Origin of the sequence: Spirillospora sp. NPDC052242 (assembly GCF_040679555.1) — a bacterium.
Lineage (GTDB): Bacteria > Actinomycetota > Actinomycetes > Streptosporangiales > Streptosporangiaceae > Spirillospora.
On the sequence record NZ_JBFAUZ010000034.1, the window covers coordinates 66,267 to 86,959 of the forward strand.

General features: G+C 74.1%; 18 protein-coding genes. 1 reads left to right on the forward strand and 17 read right to left on the reverse strand.

Annotated features, from left to right (window positions below; translation table 11 throughout):
• Positions 1-6: 6 nt before the first annotated feature.
• The 3 genes from meaB to AB0L25_RS26340 are packed head-to-tail and all read right to left on the reverse strand — an operon-like array spanning position 7 to position 3,603.
• Complete coding sequence (gene meaB / locus AB0L25_RS26330) at positions 7-1,002, reverse strand: methylmalonyl Co-A mutase-associated GTPase MeaB (protein WP_500175357.1); 996 nt, start codon at positions 1,000-1,002, stop codon at positions 7-9.
• Complete coding sequence (locus AB0L25_RS26335; RefSeq protein ID WP_500175358.1) at positions 999-2,162, reverse strand: thiolase family protein; 1,164 nt, start codon at positions 2,160-2,162, stop codon at positions 999-1,001. The genes meaB and AB0L25_RS26335 overlap by 4 nt, the downstream gene beginning before the upstream one ends.
• The gene (locus AB0L25_RS26340) at positions 2,155-3,603 is read right to left on the reverse strand and encodes a class I adenylate-forming enzyme family protein (RefSeq protein WP_500175359.1); all 1,449 of its coding nucleotides are present in this window, start codon (positions 3,601-3,603) and stop codon (positions 2,155-2,157) included. The genes AB0L25_RS26335 and AB0L25_RS26340 overlap by 8 nt, the downstream gene beginning before the upstream one ends.
• Before the next feature lie 53 nt (positions 3,604-3,656).
• On the opposite strand from AB0L25_RS26340, the gene AB0L25_RS26345 reads away from it, so the two are divergent.
• Positions 3,657-4,418 (forward strand): SDR family NAD(P)-dependent oxidoreductase, encoded by a 762-nt coding sequence (locus AB0L25_RS26345; protein WP_500175360.1) that lies wholly within the window; start codon positions 3,657-3,659, stop codon positions 4,416-4,418.
• 61 nt (positions 4,419-4,479) lie between these two features.
• Here the strand turns inward: AB0L25_RS26345 and AB0L25_RS26350 are convergent, their stop codons facing one another.
• Genes AB0L25_RS26350 through AB0L25_RS26415 form a run of 14 tightly spaced genes read right to left on the reverse strand, consistent with a single transcriptional unit; the run spans position 4,480 to position 20,655 of the window.
• Positions 4,480-5,247, reverse strand: coding sequence for an enoyl-CoA hydratase/isomerase family protein (locus tag AB0L25_RS26350; protein WP_500175361.1), 768 nt, complete (start codon positions 5,245-5,247; stop codon positions 4,480-4,482).
• A 28-nt stretch (positions 5,248-5,275) separates the two neighbouring features.
• On the reverse strand, positions 5,276-6,409 hold the full coding sequence (locus tag AB0L25_RS26355; protein ID WP_500175362.1) for an acyl-CoA dehydrogenase family protein: 1,134 nt from the start codon (positions 6,407-6,409) through the stop codon (positions 5,276-5,278).
• Positions 6,396-7,322 carry an acyl-CoA dehydrogenase family protein gene (locus AB0L25_RS26360; RefSeq protein ID WP_500175363.1) on the reverse strand — a complete coding sequence of 309 codons (927 nt, stop codon included), beginning with the start codon at positions 7,320-7,322 and terminating at the stop codon, positions 6,396-6,398. The genes AB0L25_RS26355 and AB0L25_RS26360 overlap by 14 nt, the downstream gene beginning before the upstream one ends.
• The gene (locus tag AB0L25_RS26365) at positions 7,300-8,757 is read right to left on the reverse strand and encodes a class I adenylate-forming enzyme family protein (RefSeq protein ID WP_500175364.1); all 1,458 of its coding nucleotides are present in this window, start codon (positions 8,755-8,757) and stop codon (positions 7,300-7,302) included. The genes AB0L25_RS26360 and AB0L25_RS26365 overlap by 23 nt, the downstream gene beginning before the upstream one ends.
• 44 nt (positions 8,758-8,801) lie before the next feature.
• Positions 8,802-9,857: a CaiB/BaiF CoA transferase family protein gene (locus tag AB0L25_RS26370; protein WP_500175365.1), complete on the reverse strand. Its 1,056-nt coding sequence runs from the start codon at positions 9,855-9,857 to the stop codon at positions 8,802-8,804.
• A complete protein-coding gene (locus AB0L25_RS26375) occupies positions 9,854-10,810 on the reverse strand; it encodes an LLM class F420-dependent oxidoreductase (RefSeq protein WP_500175366.1) in 957 nt (318 codons plus the stop codon). Before AB0L25_RS26375 ends, AB0L25_RS26370 begins: the two co-directional genes overlap by 4 nt.
• A gap of 55 nt (positions 10,811-10,865) precedes the next feature.
• Complete coding sequence (locus AB0L25_RS26380; protein WP_500175367.1) at positions 10,866-11,261, reverse strand: cobalamin B12-binding domain-containing protein; 396 nt, start codon at positions 11,259-11,261, stop codon at positions 10,866-10,868.
• Complete coding sequence (locus AB0L25_RS26385) at positions 11,261-12,838, reverse strand: methylmalonyl-CoA mutase family protein (protein WP_500175368.1); 1,578 nt, start codon at positions 12,836-12,838, stop codon at positions 11,261-11,263. Before AB0L25_RS26385 ends, AB0L25_RS26380 begins: the two co-directional genes overlap by 1 nt.
• Before the next feature lie 42 nt (positions 12,839-12,880).
• Positions 12,881-13,495, reverse strand: coding sequence for a GTP-binding protein (locus AB0L25_RS26390; RefSeq protein ID WP_500175369.1), 615 nt, complete (start codon positions 13,493-13,495; stop codon positions 12,881-12,883).
• 10 nt (positions 13,496-13,505) lie between these two features.
• Positions 13,506-13,937, reverse strand: coding sequence for a roadblock/LC7 domain-containing protein (locus tag AB0L25_RS26395; protein WP_500175370.1), 432 nt, complete (start codon positions 13,935-13,937; stop codon positions 13,506-13,508).
• Positions 13,934-16,408, reverse strand: coding sequence for a sensor histidine kinase (locus AB0L25_RS26400; RefSeq protein ID WP_500175371.1), 2,475 nt, complete (start codon positions 16,406-16,408; stop codon positions 13,934-13,936). The genes AB0L25_RS26395 and AB0L25_RS26400 overlap by 4 nt, the downstream gene beginning before the upstream one ends.
• Entirely contained in the window at positions 16,405-17,832 is a 1,428-nt protein-coding gene (locus tag AB0L25_RS26405; RefSeq protein ID WP_500175372.1) for a FadD3 family acyl-CoA ligase, read from the reverse strand. Before AB0L25_RS26405 ends, AB0L25_RS26400 begins: the two co-directional genes overlap by 4 nt.
• 2 nt (positions 17,833-17,834) lie before the next feature.
• Positions 17,835-19,019 carry an amidohydrolase family protein gene (locus tag AB0L25_RS26410; protein ID WP_500175373.1) on the reverse strand — a complete coding sequence of 395 codons (1,185 nt, stop codon included), beginning with the start codon at positions 19,017-19,019 and terminating at the stop codon, positions 17,835-17,837.
• A gap of 40 nt (positions 19,020-19,059) precedes the next feature.
• On the reverse strand, positions 19,060-20,655 hold the full coding sequence (locus AB0L25_RS26415; RefSeq protein ID WP_500175374.1) for an AMP-binding protein: 1,596 nt from the start codon (positions 20,653-20,655) through the stop codon (positions 19,060-19,062).
• Positions 20,656-20,693 lie beyond the last annotated feature (38 nt).

Genomic DNA, 20,693 nt, shown 5'->3' on the forward strand with positions numbered 1-20,693 from the left:
CGTCGGCTACCCGAACTCCTGCTCCTCCGCCGGCCCGCCGGGCTCGCGGGACCGGCGGAGGAGCAGGTCCGCCGCCGTGTAGGCGTCGTGGCGGCCGTCGGCGACGGCGGCGGCGAGCCGGGCGAGCTCGGGATGGGCGCGCAGGCGCGTGTGGGCCAGCGAGAGGATCTGCGCGTGCGCGCGGGACGTCCGCCGCTCCGCGGTGTCGGCGCGGTGATGGGCGTCGATCGCCTCGACCAGCTCGGGCAGGCCCGTCCCCTCGGTCGCCACGAGGGTGAGCACCGGGGCGCCCGTCTCGATCCGCAGATCGCGGACGGTGCGCGCGGCGCCGTCCCGGTCGGCCTTGTTGACGACCAGCAGGTCGGCGACCTCCAGGAGTCCCGCCTTCGCCGCCTGGACGGCGTCGCCCGCCCCGGGCGTCAGGACGACGACGGTGGGGTCGGCGACGGCGGCGACCTCGATCTCGGACTGCCCGACGCCGACCGTCTCCACCAGGACCAGGTCGAACGCCAGCGCGCCCAGCAGCCGGACGGCGGCGGGCACCGCGGCGGCCAGGCCGCCGAGGTGGCCGCGCGTCGCCAGCGAGCGGATGAGCACGCCGGGGTCGGTGGTGTGCGCGGCCATCCGGATCCGGTCGCCGAGCAGCGCGCCGCCGCTGTACGGGGACGACGGGTCGACCGCGAGCACCGCGACCCGCAGCCCGCGCTCCCGGTAGGCCCCGACGAGCGCGGCGACGGTCGTCGACTTGCCCGCGCCGGGCGGCCCGGTCAGGCCGACGACCCGGGCGGCCCCCGCCCCGGAGGCGGGAGCGGGGGCCGAGTCGGAGGCCGCGCCGGGCGGCGCGCCGGGCGGGCCGTCGAGGGCGGCGAGGACCTCGTCGCGGCGCTCCCCCTCGACGAGGCTCAGCAGCCGGCCCGCCGCGCGGGGCGACCCGCGGCGGGCCGCGGCGAGCAGCCCGGGGACGTCCGTCACGGGCGCGCCCGTCACCGGGGCGTCCGTCACGGGGCGGGGACCTCGATCACGGTGGCCGAGCCCATGCCGCCGCCCGCGCACATCGCGGCGACGCCGACGCCGCCGCCCCGGCGGCGCAGCTCGTGCACCAGCGTGACCAGCATCCGGGCACCGGTCGCGGCGACCGGGTGGCCGAGCGAGCAGCCGCTGCCGTTGACGTTGACCCGGTCCGGGTCGAGCCCGAGCCGGCCGACGGTCGCGACGCACATCGCCGCGAACGCCTCGTTGATCTCGAACACGTCGACGTCCGCGGGCTTCATCCCGGCGCGGGCCAGCGCCTTCGGGATCGCCTTCACCGGCGCGAGCCCGGTGACGCGGGGGTCGACGCCGACGGACGCCCACGACCGGACGGTCGCCAGCGCGGGCAGCCCGTGCTGGCGGGCGAACCGGCCGCCCGCGACGACGAGCGCCGCGGCGCCGTCGTTGGCGCCGCAGGCGTTGCCCGCGGTGATGCTGAATCCCTCGATCTCGGGGTGCAGCGGCTTCAGCGCGGCGAGCTTCTCGAGCGTGGTGTCGCGGCGCGGGTGCTCGTCGACGGCGAACGTCCCGTGCGGCGTGTCGATCGGGACGATCTCCGCGTCGAACCGTCCCTCGTCGATGGCGCGGACGGCGTTGCGGTGCGAGCGCAGCGCCCAGGCGTCCATCTCCTCCCGGGACACGCCCGCCTCGACGGCCGCGTTCCAGCCGACGGTGATCGACATGTCGCGGTTGGGGGCGTCCGGACGGTCGGGGTGGGTGGGCGGGAACCAGTCGGTCCACTCGCCGTCCACCCGGAAGGACGACTTCGGCGCGGTCGACGCCGAGTTCACGCCGCCCGCGATGATCAGGTCGTCCATCCCGGCGCGGACGCTCGCGGCGGCGCTCTGCACGGCGGCCTGCCCGGCGGCGCAGTGCCGGTTCTGGGCGAGGCCGGGGACGTCGGTGAGCCCGGCGGTCAGCGCGGCGTGCCGGGCCACGACGCCGCCGCCGTAGAGGCCCTCGGCGAGGATCACGTCGTCGATGACCTCGGGGTCCAGGCCGGACGCCGCGTGCGAGACGACGTGGTGGGCCAGGTCGAAGGCGGTGGTGTCGCGCAGGGTCCCCTTGAACGCGGTGCCGATGGGCGTGCGCAGCGCGGACACGATGACGGCTTCGGGGGCGGTCTCAGGCATGTGCGGACTCCAGGTCGGCCAGCAGGGTGCGGCGGAGGATCTTTCCGGTGTCGGTCTTCGGCAGTTCCGCGCGGAAGACGATCGCGTCGGGCGTCTTGGACGAGCGCAGCCGCTCCCTCGCCCACCGCCGGATCTCCTCGGGGTCGCCCTCGCCGACGACGACCGCGACGATCCGCTGCCCCCACTCGGGGTCGGGCGGGCCGATGACGGCGACCTCGGTGATCCCCGGGTGGCCGAGCAGGACGTCCTCGATCTCGGCGGGGGCGATGTTCTCGCCGCCTCGGATGATGGTGTCGTCGGCGCGGCCCTCGATGAACAGGTAGCCGCCGTCGTCGAGCCGGCCCCGGTCGCGGGTGGCGAACCAGCCGCCGGCGTCGAGCACCGTGCCGCCGCCGTACTCGCCGGAGATCTGGTCGCCGCGGACGAACACCAGCCCGGTCTCGCCGGGCGCCGCGGGCTCGCCGTCGTCGCGGCGGATCTGGAACTCCACGCCCGGCACGGCCCGGCCGACCGACTCCAGCCGCGCCCGCACCGCGGGGTCGTCCGAGGCGAGCGCCTTGCGGTGGTCGTTCGGCCCGAGGACCGCGACCGAGGACGCCGTCTCCGTCAGCCCGTAGGCGTTGACGAACCCGGTGCCGGAGAAGACCCGCAGGGCCCGTTCGAGGACGGGCCGCGGCGTCCGCGCGCCCCCGTAGGCGAGGGTGCGCAGCGTCGGCGTCCCCGCGTCGTCGCCGTCCACCTCGGCGACGATCCGGGCGAGCATCGTCGGGACGACGAGGGCGTGCGTCACGCCCTCGCGCCGGACGGTCGCGAGCCACTCGGCCGCGTCGAACCGCGCCATGTAGACGACGCGGCGGCCGGTGTAGATGTTCGTGAGCAGGTTGGCCAGCCCCGCGATGTGGTACGGCGGGACGGCGACGAGCGCCGCGTCCTCCTCCCCGGCGGACGCGAACTCGAGGGTGTTCATCACGTAGGCCAGCAGGTGCCGGTGCCGCAGAATCGCCGACTTCGGCGCCGAGGTCGTCCCGCTGGTGTAGAGGAGCACGGCGACCTCGTCGCCGTCCGGCATCTCCCCGAGTTCCGCGCCGGCGGGCGGGTCCGCGGCGTCGAGGAGGCCGTCGAGGTCGTCGGGGCCCAGCACGAGGGCGCCGGGGTGCCGGTCGCGCAGCCCCTGGAGCTGCTCCTCGCCGAGCCGGTAGTTGAGGGGGACGAACGGGACGCCCGCCAGCGCCGCGCCGAACAGCGCGACGGGGTAGGCGAGGTGGTTGGTGCCGAGGTAGAGGACCGCGGGGTACTCGCGGAACCGATGCGCCGCGGAATGGGCGAGGCTCAGGAGCTCGGAGGCGGTGCAGGAGCGGCCGCCCGCCGCCCCGTCGCCCGCCGACACGGCCACCCGATCACCCGCCGAGACCGCCATTTCGAGGATCATCGCAATGTTCATGAGAATGCTATTCTCGCTCAGGTAGATCCGTATTAGCAAGAGAGGGGACACCGATGCAGATCAGCGGGAGCTCCGCGGTCGTGGTCGGCGGCGCGGGCGGCCTCGGCGAGGCCACCGTGCGCCGCCTGCACGCGGCCGGCGCGAAGGTCGTCGTCGCCGACCTCGCCGACGAGAAGGGCAAGGCCCTCGAGGCCGAACTGGGCGTCCGGTACGTGCGGACCGACGCCACCGAGGAGGCCGACGTCGAGGCCGCGATCGCCGCCGCCGCGGACGCGGCCCCGCTGCGCGTCTCCGTCGACTGCCACGGCGGCCCGGCGACCGGCGGGCGGCTCGTCGGCCGGGACGGCTCCCCCCTCGACCTCGCGGGCTTCCGCAAGACCGTCGACGTGTACCTGACCGGCGTGTTCAACGTGATGCGGCTCGCCGCCGCCGCGATGGGCCGCCAGGAGGCCGTGGACGGCTCGCGCGGCGTCATCGTCAACACCGCGTCGATCGCCGCGTACGAGGGGCAGATCGGGCAGCTCCCGTACGCGGCCGCCAAGGGCGGGGTGGTCGGCATGACGCTCGTCGCCGCCCGCGACCTGTCCCCGCTCGGGATCCGCGTGGTCACCATCGCGCCCGGCACCTTCAACACCCCCGCGTACGGCAAGGCCGGCGACAAGCTCGAGGCGTACTGGGGTCCGCAGGTGCCGCACCCGCGCCGCATGGGGCAGAGCCCGGAGTACGCGGCGCTCGTCGAGCACATCTGCGAGAACGACTACCTCAACGGCGAGGTCATCCGGCTCGACGGCGCTCTGCGGTTCCCCCCGAAGTGAGCCCGTCGTGAGGCCCCGGGAGCCGCGGCTCCCGGGGCCTCGTCATTTCACGTCATGCACGTCATTTCGCGTTCTTGGCGAGCCGCGCCATGCTCGCCGCGAAGTCGTCCGTCTGGAAGGACTGGTCCTCGGCGTTCAGCGCGAAGTCGAGGGTCGCGAGCACGGTCCGCTCGAGCTGGATGTTCAGGATGCGCTTGGTGCTCTCCACCGCCAACTGCGGCAGGCCGGCGATCCGCTTCGCGCACGCCAGCGCCTCGGTGAGCGGATCCTCGACGACGTGGTTCGCGAGCCCCATCTCCAGAGCGCGCCGCGCGGGGATGCGCGCGCCGGTGATCGCGTACTCCTTGGCGAACAGCAGGCTGGTGTGCAGCGGCCACGTCAGCGGGCCGCCGTCCGCCGCGACCAGCCCGACCTGCACGTGCGGGTCGGCGAGGTGCGCCTTCTCCGCGAAGTAGACGACGTCGCTGAGCGCGACCAGGCTGCATCCGAGGCCCACGGCCGGGCCGTTGACCGCCGCGACGACCGGCACCCGGCAGCGCGCCATGCCGAGGACGATGTCGCGGCCGTCCGCGAGCGACTTGGCGCGCAGCTCGGGGTCGCCGCGCAGCTCCTCCAGGTAGGCGAAGTCGCCGCCCGCCGAGAACGCCTTGCCGCGCCCGGTCAGGACGGCCGCGCGGGCGCCGCGGTCCGCGGCGAGCCGCGGCCACAGCCGCGCCAGCCCCGCGTGCAGCGGGTCGTTGACGGCGTTGAGCGCGTCCGGGCGGTTCAGCGTGATGATCCGCACCGGGCCGTCGGCGGTGACCTCGATCTCGTCCGGCATGTCGTACATGGGGCCTCCTCGGCTTCAGACGGGCGGGTCAGACGGGCAGGCGCAGGATGCGCTGGGCGATGATGTTCTTCTGGATCTGCGAGGTGCCGCCCATGACGCTCTGGGCTCGGCTGTACAGGTAGGCGTGCAGCATCTCGGCGTCGCGGGTGCCGGCGACGGCCAGCGCCGCGTGCCCGGCCGACTGCTCGACCCACGTCATGAGCAGCTTGTCGAGGGACCCCTCGGGGCCGTGCGAGACGCCGTCGAGCCGTTCCGACAGCCGCCGCCGGACGTGCAGCCGCAGCATCTCCGTCTGGACGGCGGCCCACGCGAGCTCGTCCCGCGCCGTGCGGTCGAGCCCCGCGCCGTCCGGCGCCGTGCCGTCCGGCGCGTCGCCGTCCACGCGGGACGCCAGTTCGCGGACGAGCTTGCCGTACCGGGCCGAGAAGCCGAGCTCGGCGGGCTCGCGCTCGTGCCCGACGATCGTCATCGCCAGCGCCCAGCCCTCGCCGGGCGCCCCCACCATGCGGTCCGCGGGCACCCGCGCCCCGTCGAAGACGACCTGGCCGAACTCGGTGCTGACGCCGCTCATCATCGTCAGCGGCCGCTGCTCGATGCCGGGCTGCTTCATCGACACGATGAACCCCGACAGCCCCTTGTGGCGCGGGACGTCCGGGTCCGTGCGGGCCAGCAGCAGGCACCAGTCGGCGACGTCGGAGTAGCTCGTCCAGATCTTGTGCCCGTGGATGACGAACTCGTCGCCGTCCCGGGTCGCGGTGGTGGTGAGGGACGCGAGGTCCGACCCGGCGCCGGGCTCGCTGAAGCCCTGGCACCAGCGCTCGGTCCCGTCGATCATCCCGGGCAGGAACGAGCGCCGCAGCTCCTCGCTCCCGTGCCGGCCGAGACCCTGCACGAGGTAGCCGAGGCTCGGCCGGGGCGGGGCCCCCGCGCGGGCGAGCTCCTCGTCCAGGATCACGTCGTAGACGGACGGCAGCTCGTGGCCGCCGTACTCCTTCGGCCACGACAGGCCGAAGAACCCGGCCGCGTACAGCGTCCGGTGCCATTCGCCCGCCCGCCGCCAGTACTCGTCCCCCGACGTCGGGAACGTCCCGGCGCGTTCGGCTAGCCAGTCGCGCAGGCGGGCGCGGAACGCCGCCTCCTCCGGCGAGTCACGAAAGTCCAAGGTCGATCTCCTCCAGTCGCGCGGGGAACAGCTCGGTGGACGTCAGCGCCCGCCGCAGGTACACGTGCGCGAGGCACTCCCAGGTGTTGCCGATGCCGCCGTGCACCTGCACCGCCGTCTCGCAGACCGTCCGCGCGGCCCGCGCGCAGTAGACCTTCGCGATCCGGGCGGCCCGCAGCGCCTCGTCCGCGGTCAGCTCGTCGACGGCCCAGGCCGCGTGCCGCAGGACGCTCACCGAGCCCTCGATCAGCGCGAGCCCCTCGGCGAGCGGGTGCGCGACGGCCTGGTAGGACCCGATCGCCTTCCCGTACTGCTCGCGGACCCCGGCGTACTCGACCGCGAGCGCCAGCGCGCCGCGGGCCGCGCCGACGAGGTCGGCGGACGTGACGGCGAGCGCCAGCGCGAGCCGCCGCCCGGCGGCGTCCGGGTCCAGCTCGCCCGCGGGTTCGAGCGCGCCGACCTCCGCGGCGCGCCGGGTCAGGTCGGTCTGCGGGAGCGCCGCGCCGACGGGACCGGCGAGGATCCGGCCGTCCCGGACGGCGAGGGCCCGTTCGGCGCCCGCCGCGTCCACGGCCTCGACCGTCCCGGCGGCGCTCCCGGCCGCGACGTCCACGGCGATCGTGCAGGCGTCCCCGGCGTCGGCGTGCGGCCGCAGGTCGTCGGCCAGGACGGGCCCGGCGAACGGGACGTCGACCAGCCCGCGGGCGAACTCCTCGGCGACGATCGCGACCTCCACGCCCGACGCGCCGTCGGAGCGCAGGGTCCGCCAGCCGGTCGCGGCGACCGCCTTCTCCAGCCGGGCGGCGCGGTCGGCGTCGGCGAGGTCCTGGACGGACCCGGGGCCGAGGTCGGCGGCGAGCCGCGCGGCCGCGTCCCGCAGCTCGCGCTGTTCAGTGGTCAGTCGCGCGTCCATGACGCTCCTTGAGTACTCGGCGCAGCACCTTGCCGGAGGGCAGGCGGGGGATCTCGGGCACGACCACGACGCGGCGCGGGCGCTTGTAGCCGGCGAGCCGCTCGCCGACGTACGCGATCAGGTCCGCGTGGTCGAGCGGCGGGCCCTGTGGCGTGACGGCCGCGACGATCGCCTCGCCGTCGGCCTCGTCGGGCACGCCGAAGACGGCGCAGTCCGCGACGCCGGGGTGGCCGTGCAGGACGCCCTCGATCTCGGCGGGCGCGACCTGGAACCCCCGCACCTTGATCATTTCCTTGGACCGGTCGGTGAGCGTCAGCCAGCCGTCCGCGTCGATGCGCCCGACGTCGCCGGTGCGGTACCAGCCGTCGGCGAAGCCCTCGGCCGTCGCCTCGTCCGGCAGGTAGCCCGCCATCAGCGACTCGGCGCGCGCCTGGATCTCGCCGACCTCGCCGGGGCCGAGGGGCTCGCCGGTCTCCAGCGACACCGTCCGCAGCGTCACGCCGGGCACGGCGCGGCCCGCGCTGTCCAGCCGCGCGCCGTCGAGCGGGTTGCAGGTGATGACGGGCAGCTCGCTGGCCCCGTAGGCGGGCACCCAGCCGACGCCCGTCCGCCGGGTGACGGTCTCGGCGACGCTCGGCGTGACCGGCGTCGCGCCCCACATGATGAACCGCAGCGACGACAGGTCGTAGGACTCGAGGTCGGGATGGTTCGCGAGCGCCAGCGCGATGGGCGCGACGGCCATCTCGACGGTGATGCGGTCCGCCTGGATGTGGTGGAGCATCCGGTCGAGGTCGAACCGGCGGTGCAGCCGCAGCCACGCGCCCGCGTCCAGGGCGGTGACGATGTTGAGCAGGCCGAGGATGTGCGAGGGCGGCGTCGTGATCTGGATGCGGTCGCGGGCGGTCAGCGCGAGGGCGTCCCGCCAGTGCCGGACGGCCGCGGCGAACGAGCCGTGCGTGTGCCGGACGGCCTTCGGCATGCCGGTGGTGCCGGAGCTGAACACGAGGACGGCGTCCGCGTCCGGGTCGGGGTCCTTGTAGGCGGCCGCGGCGGGTTCGACGGGCTCGTCGAGGTGCAGCATCGGCATCAGCCCGGCGAGCACCGGGTGGTCGCCGACCGCGTGCGCGGGCTCGGTGATCTCCAGGGCGTGCGCGACCTCGGTGCGCTTCCACGCCGGGCTGAGCAGGACGACCGCCGCGCCGAGCTTCCACACGGCGCGGACCGCGACGACGAACTCGGGGCGGTTGGACGACATCAGCGCCACCCGCTGCCCGGCCCGCACGCCACGCTCCGCGAGGGCGGCGGCGAGGCCGTTCGCCAGCGCGTCCAGCCGTTCCACGCTGTACTCGCGGTCGCCCTCGCCGGACTCGGGGTCGGCGAAGACGAGCGCGATCCGCTCTCCGGCGTCCGGAGAGCGCGGGTCAGGGGACGACATTGAGAGTCTCCCGTCCAACTGAAGAGAATTGCATTCTCATAATGTTAGAGCGTCCCGCCGTGCTCGCCCAGCCGGGGCGGCGGCCGGTGCTCCGGTTCGTGGCCCGCGACGCGGACCGGGCAGCGGACGAGCCGGAAGCCGCCCGCCGTCACGATCGCCTCGGGGGTCGCGGCGAGCGCCTCCGGGAGCGTCCGCACCGCCGCCGCCGGGACGCCCAGCGGGCGCAGCCGCGCCTCCCACCCGGCGGCCGTGTCGGCCGCCAGCGCCTCGGTGACCGCCTTCAGGACCTCCTCGCGCCGCACCGCCCGCTCCCCCATCGTCGCGAAGCCCGCGATCCCGGCCTCCGCCGAGAACGACCGCCAGAACGCGTCGTGGGTGATGAACAGCGCCAGGTGGCCCTCCGCCGTCGGGAAGAGCTGCGCCGGGACGTAGTAGGAGTGCGCGCCGTTGGCCAGCCGCCGCGGCTCGACGCCCTCGTTGAGGTACGCCGAGGCCCGGTAGTTGAGCTGCGACAGCATCACGTCGCGCAGCGACACCTCCACCTGCCCGCCGCGCCCCGAGACGATCTGGGCGAGCAGGCCGAGCGCCGCCGTCAGCCCCGCCGAGTTGTCGGCCGAGGAGTACCCTGGCAGCGTCGGCGGCCCGTCCGGATCGCCGGTCAGCGCCGCGATGCCGGTGGCCGCCTGGATCACGTAGTCGAACGCGGGGTCGTCCCCGGCGTCCAGGCCGAACCCGGTGACCGCGACGCAGACGATCCGCTCGTTCCACCGCCGCAGCGCCTCGTACGTCAGCCCGTACTTGCGGATCGCCGACGGCTTCAGGTTGACCAGCAGCGCGTGCGCGTCCGCGGCGAGTTCGCCCAGCCGCGCCTGCCCCGCCTCGGTGCCGAGGTCGAGCCGGACGCTGCGCTTGCCCCGGTTGAGGCTCGCGAAGTAGGCGTCGCTCACCTGCCGGGAGATGTCGCCGCCCGGCGGCTCCAGCTTGACGACGTCGGCGCCGAGGTCGGCGAGCATCATCGTCGCGTACGGGCCGGCCAGCATGTGGCCGACCTCCAGGACGCGGATCCCCGCCAGCGGCCCCGCCCCCGGAGCGGTGGTCATCGCAGGTCCGCCGCGATCCCGGCGAGCACCTCGCGGGTCCGGCGCTTGGACGCCACCAGCTGCTCGCGCCCCTCGCCGATCGGCAGCAGCCGCACCGACAGGTCGGTGACGCCCGCGTCGCGGAACCGCCGGAACCGCGCCGCGATGGCCTCCTCGTCGCCCGCCGCGCACAGGTCCCCGACGTCCTTCGCGTCGCCGTAGTCCAGGAGCCGCTGGTAGTTCGGGGAGATCTCCGCCTCCCCGAGGATGCGGTTGGCGCGCTCGCGGGCCGCGTCGACCTCGGACGGCGCGCACAGGCACACCGGGACGCCCGCGACGATCCGCGGCGCGGGCCGTCCCGCCTCCTCGGCCGCCTTGGTGATGCGGGGCGCGACGTGCTCGGCGACCGCGCGCTCGTCCGCCATCCACAGCACGGTCCCGTCGGCGCGCTCGCCCGCGATGCGCAGCATGACCGGGCCGAGCGCCGCGAGCATGACCGGCATCCGCGCGACGGGCCCGATGCCGAGCGGGTTGTGCACGGTGAACGTGTCGTTCTCGACGTCGACGTCGCCGGGGCCGCGTAGGGCGGCGTCCAGGACGTCCAGGTAGTCGCGGGTGTACGCGGCGGGCTTCTCGTACGGCAGCCCGAGCATGTCGCTGATGATCCAGTGGTGCGACGGGCCGACGCCGAGCGTGAGCCGCCCGCCCGCGGCGGCCTGCGCCGACAGCGCCTGCCGGGCCAGCGCGATCGGGTGCTGCGCCTGGAGCGGGACGACCGCGGTCCCGAGCTCGATCCGCCGGGTGCGCGCGCCCATCAGGGACGCGGCGACCAGGGCGTCGAAGTCCGTCGGGACCTGCGGGATCCAGGCGGTGTCCAGCCCGGCCTCCTCGGCCCACAGGACGTCGTCGATCATCCGCCCGACCTTCTTGGCCGAGTCGCCCCGCTCCGGCCCGATCATCACGCCGACCCGCACAATGCCTCCTACGTCTGTGAAATCTGCTCGTTCGGCCGAGGTCGGCCCCGGCCGGTCAGGCCGGCGTCGCGGTGAGCGCGCGGACCTGCGCGACGATCGCGTCGAGGGCGGTGCCGGTCGGGAAGACGGCGGCCGCGCCCGCGTCGGTCAGCTTCGGGACGTCGGCCGCCGGGATCGTCCCGCCGACGATGACGGCGATGTCGCCCGCGTCGGCCTCCCGCAGGGCCGCGACGGTGCGGCCGGTCAGCGCGACGTGCGCCCCGGACAGGATGCTCAGCCCGACGACGGCGACGTCCTCCTGCACGGCGATCGCGACGATGTCCTCGACGCGCTGCCGGATGCCGGTGAAGACGACCTCGAAGCCGGCGTCGCGCAGCGCCCGCGCGACGATCTTGGCGCCCCGGTCGTGGCCGTCCAGGCCGGGCTTGGCCACCAGTACTCTCGCGGGCATCAGAACACCACCGGTTGCCGGAACTCGCCCCACACCGCCTTGAGCGCGGCGACCATCTCGCCGACCGTGCAGTACGCGGCGGCGCAGTCGATCAGGGGATGCATGAGGTTGGCGTCGCCCTCCGCCGCGCGGGACAGGTCGGCGAGCCGGGCGCGGACGGCCGCGTCGTCGCGGTCGGCCTTGACCTTCGCGAGCCGTTCGAGCTGCCGCTCGCGGCCCTCCCGGTCCAGTTCGTAGGTCGCGAGCTCGGGCGGCGGCTCGTCGGAGACGAACCGGTTCACCCCGACGACCGGCTTCGTGCCCGCCTCGATCTCCTGGTGCAGCGCGTACGCCTCGTCGGCGATGAGCCCCTGCAGGTAGCCGTCCTCGATGGCGCGGACCATGCCGCCGTGCCGCTCGAGGTCGTCCATGATCTCGACGATCCGCGCCTCGGTCTCGTCGGTGAGCGCCTCGACGAAGTAGGAGCCGCCGAGCGGGTCGGCGACGCGGGTGACGCCGGTCTCGTGCGCGAGGATCTGCTGGGTGCGCAGCGCGAGCGTCGCCGACTCCTCGCTGGGCAGCGCGAACGGCTCGTCCCAGGCGGCGGTGAACATCGACTGGACGCCGCCGAGCACCGAGGCCATCGCCTCGTAGGCGACCCGGACGACGTTGTTGCGGGCCTGCGGCGCGTACAGCGACGCGCCGCCCGCGACGCAGCCGAAGCGGAACATCGACGCCTTGTCGGTCGTCGCGCCGTACCGCTCCCGGACGATCGTCGCCCAGCGCCGCCGTCCCGCCCGGTACTTGGCGATCTCCTCGAAGAAGTCGCCGTGCGTGTAGAAGAAGAACGAGATCTGCGGGGCGAACTTCTCGATCGACATCCGGCCGCGTTCCAGCACGGTGTCGCAGTAGGTGACCCCGTCGGCGAGCGTGAACGCCATCTCCTGGACGGCGTTCGCGCCGGCGTCGCGGAAGTGCGCGCCCGCCACCGAGATCGCGTTGAACTTCGGCACCTCGGCCGCGCAGAACTCGATGGTGTCGGCGATCAGCCGCAGCGACGGCTCGGGCGGCCAGATCCACGTGCCGCGGGACGCGTACTCCTTGAGGATGTCGTTCTGGATCGTCCCGGTGAGCTTCTCCCGGGGCACGCCCTTGCGCTCGGCGGCGGCCACGTAGAAGGCCAGCAGGATCGCGGCGGTCCCGTTGATGGTGAAGCTGGTGCTGATCTTGTCGAGCGGGATGCCGTCGAACAGGATCTCGGCGTCGGCCAGCGTGTCGACGGCGACGCCGACCCGCCCGACCTCCTCGCTCACCTCGGGGTCGTCGGAGTCGTGACCGCACTGCGTCGGCAGGTCCAGCGCCACCGACAGGCCGGTGCCGCCCTGGTCCAGCAGGTACCGGTAGCGGCGGTTGGACTCCTCCGCCGTCCCGAAGCCCGAGTACTGCCGGAACGTCCACAGCCGCCCGCGGTACCCGGACGGGTAGTTGCCGCGCGTGAAGGGGAACTCCCCCGGCGCCGGCGGATCGGCGCCCCGGTCCGCCGGTCCGTAGACCGGGCGGAGCGGGATGCCGGACGAGGTCTGCACGATGTCGTTCATCGACGGATACGTTACTTCCAGAAAATGAGAATGCCAATACCGCTAGCGAGAATCCGATGGTCGGGCGCGGATCGCGTGCTCGACGAGCCGGACGAGGACGTCCCGCGCCGCCGCGCGGCCCCGCACGTCGCACTCGACGACCGGCACGTCCGGATCGACGTCCAGCGCCTCCCGCAGCTCCGCCTCGGGATGGCGGTCGGCGCCGTCGAACAGGTTCGCGACCACCACGAACGGGATCTCGCGCTGCTCGAAGAAGTCGATCGAGGAGAAGCTGCTCTCCAGCCGCCGGGTGTCGACCAGCACGACCGCCCCCACCGCGCCGTAGGCGATCTGGTCCCACATGAACCAGAAGCGCTCCTGCCCGGGCGTGCCGAACAGGTACAGCCGCACGCCGCCGGAGAGGGTGATGCGGCCGAAGTCCATCGCGACGGTGGTGGTGGTCTTGCCCTCCACGCCGCGCAGGTCGTCCACGCCGGTGGAGGCGTCGGTGAGCGTCTCCTCGGTGCGCAGCGGGCGCACCTCGCTGACCGCCCCGACGAGCGTGGTCTTGCCGACCCCGAACCCGCCCGCCACCAGGATCTTCAGCGTGTGCAGCGGGACGTCGTCCGGTTCGCCGGGCGGGGCGGGCGGCGGGGACTCGAAGGTGGGAGAGGTCATCGGGCCCGGCTCACGCCCGCCCGCCGGGACCGGCCGGACCCGCGGCGCCGCGCGGCGCGGCGGCGAGCTGCCGCCGCAACCGCTTGATCAGCATGGCGGTCTCGTAGGCGACCAGCCCGGCGTTGCCGCCGGCGTCGCTCAGCACCGCCAGGCAGCTGCCCTCGGCCGCCGGGATGACGAAGAACAGCCGGCCGTCCAGCTCCACGAGCGTCTGCCGCACCTCGGCGGCGCGGAAGTGGTCGCGGGCGCCGGCCGCCAGGCTGTTGAAGCCCGACGACAGCGCGGCCAGGAACTCGGCGTCGGCACGGCTGAGGCCGCCGGACGCGCCCATCACCAGGCCGTCGCGGGACAGCAGCACCGCCTGGTGCACCTCCCCGACGCGCTTCACGAGGTCGTCCAGCAGCCAGTCCAGCTCGCCGGACGCCCGGGTCGCGGCATTCATGATCGTCTCCATCCGTCGCGCGGGTCGTCGTCGGCCGGATCGCCGGGGCCGCCCGGTTCGTCCTCTTCGCGGCCGCGCGTCCAGCCGGACTGCAGCGCCGCCATCAGCGCGCGGCTGGACTCGGGGTCCGGCTCGTCGGCCTGCTCCCCCGGCGCGCCGGGCGCCGCCGCGCCCGCCGCGTGCCGTCCCTGCGGCCGTCCGCGCAGCTGCGGCGCCAGGTTCCGCTGCCGGACCCGTTTCGGCAGCCGCCCGGTCCGCTCGCTCGGCTCCGGCTCGCCCGGGTCCGCGGACGGGACGGCGCCCTCGGGCCGTTCGTGCACGGGCGCCCCCGTCGGCACGGGCTGCGGCGCCGCCTCCGGCCGGGACGGCGGCTCGAACACCGTCGGCGGCTCGTGCGTGGGCGGCGGCGCCTCATCGGCGGGCCGCCGCGGGGCCGGGGCGGACGGGCCGACGTCCGGCGGGGCCGTGACCGCGGGACGGCGCGGGCGGTCCAGCCGCCGCCCGAACCGGTGCGGCGCCTCCACGGGCGGCGGGCCCACCGCCGCCGGGACGTGCTCCGTCGCCGCCTCGGCCGCGGCTAGCAGCTCGTTCGGCAGCAGCACGACCGCCGTCGTGCCCCCGTACGGGGACGGCTGCAGCACGACTTTGACGCCGTGCCGCGCGGCCAGCCGGGACACCACGAACAGGCCGAGCCGGTCGGTGTCGTCGGCCAGGTCGAACTCGACCGCGTCGGCCAGCCGCCGGTTCAGCTCCGCCAGCTCGTCGGGGTGCAGGCCGACGCCGCGGTCGATCACCTCGACCGCCAGCCCGTTCGCCACCCGCTCGATCTTCACGGTCACCTCGGTGGTCGGCGGCGAGTACGCGGTGGCGTTCTCGATCAGCTCGGCCAGCAGGTGGATGACGTCGGCGACGACGGCGCCGTGCACCGCGCCCGACGACACGGCAGCCACCTCGACCCGCGTGTAGTCCTCCACCTCCGCGACGGCGGCGCGGGCCACGTCCTCGGCGTCGACCGGCTGGTCCCAGGCCCGCACCGTCGGCGAACCGGACAGGATCACCAGGCCCTCCGCGTGCCGCCGCATGCGGGTGGTGAGGTGGTCGAGCCGGAACAGGTTCTCGAGCTCCTCCGGGCTCGACGCGCCGCGCTCCATCTCGTCGAGCAGCCGCAGCTGGCGCTGCAGCAGCGACTGGCTCCGCCACGACAGGCTGACGAAGACGCGGTTGATGTTCCGGCGCAGCTCCGCCTCCCCGACCGCGGTACCGATCGCGGTGCGCTGCACGGCGTCGAACGCCTCGCCGACCAGCACGATCTCGGTGGTCCGCGCGGCGGCCGTCCGGGACGTCTCGGCCTCGACGTCGACCCGGTCGCCCCGGCGCAGCCGCGCGACGACGCTCGGCAGCCGCTCGTGCGCGAGCTGCTGCGCCGTCCGCTGCAGGTTCCGCAGCTCGTCGGCGATCCGGCGCGCGAACAGCAGGGACAGCGCCACCGACACGGCCACGGCGAGCAGCCCGAGCCCGCCGGCCAGGTAGAAGCGCAGCATGATCCGCTGCCCGGCGGGATCGACCTCCTCGGTCTGCAGCGCCAGGCCCGCCTCCTCGGCCGCCTTGTGCCAGCCGGGCAGCGCCCCGTCGACGGCGGCGCGCCACTCGGCGGCGGACGGCACCGCGCCCGACCGGACGACGCCGTCCTCCAGCTCCCGGTAGCCCGTGTAGGCGGTGGAGTCGGCGAACTCCTGGACGAGCCGGGCGGGCTCGCCGTCGACGCCCGTGCGGGCGTTCTCGAAGAGCAGCCGCCCCTCGGCCGCCCAGCCCGCGAACGCCGTGCGCTCGGCCCCGCCCATCCGGCCGCCGGCGTGGACGGCCCGCAGGAGCGCGTCCTCGCGCAGCATGAAGTCCAGCGCCCAGTACGACTGCAGCAGCGCGTGGCTGTGCTGGTAGATCGACACCTCGCCGATGCTCGCGAGCGCCGCCACCAGCCGCATGGCGTCGTCCACGACGGCGCTGTACCCGTCGATCACCTCCAGCGGGGCGATCGAGCGGGCCTCGATCCGGTCGCGCAGCGCCCGCAGGCCGTCGAACGACTCACTGATCGTCCGCAGCCGCCGGGGCAGCATCCCCTCGGACTCCCGGAGGTCGGGCGAGCGCGCCATCCGCTGGAAGGCGGCCACCGCCGCGTCGGTGGCCGCCACCCGGTCGCGGAACTCGTTCGCGCCCGCCTCGCCGCCCGCGAGCAGCCCGACCGCGGCCGACCGCTCGCCCTGCAGCGCCTGGGTGAGCAGGCCGGCGGGCTCGCCCGCCTTGTCGCGCACCGTCGCGAAGGTGAGCCGCTGCCGCGCGTCCGACAGCGTCGTCGTCGCGGCGAACGCCCACAGCACCAGGAGCGACGCCAGGGGGACCGCGAGCAGCAGCGCGATGCGCCGCCGGATCGGCCGTGCGCGGGGCCTCGCCCGGGAACCGTGGGGCGCTGTCATTCGAGCCGGTCCTTCATGACCTTCCCCGTGGCGTTGAGCGGCAGCTCGTCCCGGAACACCACGTGCTTCGGCACCTTGTAGCCGGCCATCCGCTCGCGGCTCCACACGATCAGCTCGTCCGCGGTGAGGTCCCCGCGCCGGACGACGAACGCCTTGCCGACCTGCCCCAGCCGCGCGTCGGGGACCCCGATCACGGCGGCCTGCGCGACCGCCGGATGCTCCAGCAGGAACCCCTCGATCTCGGCCGGGTAGGCGTTGAAGCCGCCGACGATGAACATGTCCTTCTTGCGGCCGACGATCCGCACGTACCCCCGGTCGTCGACCGTGCCGAGGTCGCCGGTGTGCAGCCAGCCGTCGGCGTCGATCGCCGCCGCGGTCGCCTCCGGGTCGTCGAGGTAGCCGCGCATGACGCTGTAGCCGCGGACGAGCACCTCGCCGTCGTCGGCGATGCGCACCTCGACGCCGTCGCAGGGGGTGCCGACGGTCGTCGCGATGTCCTCGAACGAGTCGCCGGGCCTGGAGGCGGTCGCCGTCCCGGCCTCGGTGAGCCCGTATCCCGTCATGATCGACTTGAAGGGCAGCTCGCTGCGGACCCGGCGGATCAGCTCGACCGGGATGTCGGCGGCGCCCGTCACGGCGGCGCGCAGGGACGACAGGTCGCGGTCGCCCTTCGCCTCCAGCAGCGAGTGGTAGAGCGTGGGCGGGCCGGGCAGCATCGTCACCCGCTCGCGCTCGACCAGCTCGAGGACCCGGTCCACGTCGAAGACCGGGACGGGCAGGATCGTCGCGCCGCGGATCATCGACGCGATGCAGCCCGCCTTGTACCCGAACGTGTGGAAGAACGGGTTGACGATGAGGTACCGGTCGCCCTCCCGCAGGTCGGCGAGATCGCACCACTCGGCGTACAGCCGGAGCGTCTGCCCGTGGTCCATCATGACGCCCTTGGGCCGGCCCGTCGTGCCCGAGGTGTAGATGATGTCGGCGATGTCGTCGCGGCGGACGTCCGCCTCGAACGGCGACCCGCTCGCCAGGAAGCCCGACTTGAGGTCGATCACCGGGACGCCGTCCGGTGCCGCGTACTCCTGGCCGAGGAAGCCCTGCTGGACGAGGACGGCCTTCGCGCCGCTCCGCCGGATGATGTCGGCGGCCTCCTCGGCCTTGAAGCGGGTGTTGACCGGGACCAGCACTCCGCCCGCGGTCACCAGGCCGAACGCCGCGATGATCCACTCGGCGGAGTTCGGCGCCCAGACCGCGACCCGGTCGCCCTTGCCGACGCCCTGCGCGCGGAACGCGCCCGCGGCCGTCCGGACGCGCTCGGCCAGCTCGGCGAACGTGAGCCGCAGCGGCCCGTCGACGACCGCCTCGGCGTCACCGAAGCGGTCGCCTGCGCTCTGCACGAGCCGCGGGATGGTCTCCCACGTCATGGTCAGACCGACAGCAGCCGGGCGAGGTTGCCGCCCATGATCTTGGCCTGGTCTGCCTCCGACAGCCGGTCCTTGTCGAGCGCGTCGACGTAGGAGACCGGGTCGGCCAGGCCCTCGGGGTGGGGGTAGTCCGAGCCGAACAGCACCTTCTCGACGCCGATCAGGTCGGCGAGCTCGGCCATGTCCTCCTCCCAGAAGGGGCTGACGTGGACGTTGCGCTTGACGGCCTCGACCGGGTCCTCGGTGAACGCCTCCGGGGCCTTCTTGTAGACGTCGGCCAGGTTGTTCAGCAGCGGCTCCACCCAGGACGAGCCGTTCTCGATGACGGCGATCTTCAGCTCGGGGAACCGGGACAGCAGCCCGTGGCAGGCCATCGAGCCGACCGCGTCGGTGACCGGACGCCACTCGTTGAGCATCCGGAACGCGTTCGTCTTGAAGGGCAGCATCTCCGCGCCGTGGCCCTCCCAGTCGTTGGCGTACCGGCTGTAGCCGCTGTCGGACGAGTGCATGCCGATGAGCACGCCCTCCTCCTGCACCCGCTTCCAGAACGGGTCGAACTCCGGCAGCGCGAACGAGCGCAGGCCCCGGAAGCCGGGCACCGGCGCGGGCCGGATCAGGACGGTCTTCGCGCCGCGCTCCAGGCACCAGTCCAGCTCCTCGATCGCCTTCTCGACGATCGGCAGGCTGATGACGGGCGTGGTGAAGATGCGGTCCTTGTAGTTGAACGACCAGGTCTCGTGCAGCCACTGGTTCAGCGAGTGGACGACGACGTGGATGAGCTCCGGGTCGTCGCGCATGCGCTCCTCGATGAGGCTGGCGAGCGTCGGGAACATCAGCGTGCGCTGGATGCCCAGCTCGTCCATGAGCTCCAGGCGCGGCGCCGGCTCGCGGAAGGCGGGGATGGAGCGCATCGGCTCCCCGAAGATCTCGCGCTTGCTCTTGCCATCGGGGTTGCCGTTGCGGAAGTAGTCCTCCATCGCCCCGGGGCGCGCGACCACGTCGAACGTGGGGTTCGGGATGTAGTCGCTGATCTGGCCTCGTACGGCGATCTTGGTGCGGCCGCGCACGTCCACGTACTCGATGACGCCCTTGTAGGGCTCGGGGAGGAACTTGGTCAGCGCCTCCTTGGTCTCGTACAGGTGGTTGTCCGCGTCGAAGAGGGGATAGGGCAGCTCGCGAGACGGCATGAGAGATCCTCCTTTGCGATTGATGAGAATAGTATTCTCACTACTCATGGGCCGCAATGTCTCTGCGGAGAACGAACTTCTGGATCTTGCCGCTGGCGGTCCGCGGGAAGTCGGCGACCTCGCGCACCTCCTCCGGCCACTTCTGCCTGGCCAGCCCGGCCTTCTCCAGGTGCGCCCGGATCTCCTCCAGGGTGGGCGCACGCTCCCCCGGCCGCGGCCGGACGACCGCCGCGGCGTGCTCGCCGAGCCGCGCGTCGGGCGCGGAGACGACGGCGACCTCGGCGACGCCCGGCATGCCGAGCAGCAGGTCCTCGATCTCGGGCGCGCTGATGTTCTCGCCGCCGCGGATGATGACGTCCGCCTTGCGGTCGGTGATCGTGAGGTAGCCGTCGGCGTCGAGCTCGCCGACGTCGCCCGTCCGGTACCAGCCGTCGTCGTCGAAAACCGCCGCGGTGAGCTCCGAGTCGGTGTAGCCGACGCACAGGTCGGGCCCGCGGCTGAGGATCTCGCCGTCGTCGTCCAGCCGGATCTCCACGCCGGGCAGGGCGTCGCCGTCGGTGAACAGCCGCTTGGCCTCCGGCGCGGTGTGCCGGGACCCGGTGATCGACGGGTGCTCGGTGCTGCCGTAGGAGCGGAACACCGTGATGCCGAGGTCCGCGAGCCGGGTGGTGACCGCCGCCGGGACCGACGAGCCGCCGAGCCCCGCGTACTTCATGTGCGCAAGGTGCCCCGGCGTGAAGTCCGGGTGGTCGAGGAGGCTCGTCACGAAGTACGTCGCGCCGCCCCCGACGGTCAGCCCGTCCTCCTTCATCAGCCGCAGCGCCTCGCCGGGGTCCCACACGTCGGCGAGGTTGACCGGCGTGCCGTCCAGCACGGGGATCAGGACGGCGTTCACCATCCCGATGAAGTGGCCGACGGGCGCCGCGGTGAGCTGCCGCCCGCGGTCGGGCGGGTAGAGGTCGCCGGCGAGCTGGCGGGCCTCGCAGCCGAGCGTCCGATGGCTGTGCACGACGCCCTTCGGGTCGCGCGTGGTGCCGGACGTGAACGCGATCAGCGCGGGCGCGTCCGGGTCGGTGGCGGCGGTCCCCGGCAGCGGGTCCGGCAGCGGGTCGGCGGCGAGCAGGTCGTCGAAGTCGCGGCCGACGACCCCGACGACCGGGACGTCCGCGCACAGGTCGTCCCGGAACTCCAGGCGCCCGAACCGCTCGGCCCCGACGAACACGCGCGGCCGGACGGAGTCGAGGATGTAGCCGACCTCCTTGCGGCCGTAGAAGTGCACGATCGGCACCACGGCGGCGCCGAGGAACGCCGACGCCCAGAAGACCGCGGCGGCCTCCATCCAGTTCGGCAGCTGGAAGGCGACCACGTCGCCCGGGCCGACGCCGCGCGCGCGGAGCCCGCCGGCCAGCCGGCGGGCGACCAGCTCGACGTCGCGGAAGGTGCCCGACCAGGGCCGGACGGACGAGTGGATGCGGAACTCGGTGTCCGGTGCGGCCCGCAGGCCGCGCACCAGGAGGTCGCCGATCGTGTCGCGGGTCCACCAGCCCGCGGCCTCGTAGTGCTCGACGAGCTCCACGGGGATCGCGCGGGTTCGCAGAGGGCGGGTCTGGAGGGGGCGGGGCGGGTTCTCAGGCATGGCATCAGCTCCGGAATCTCGAACCGAGAATTGCACTC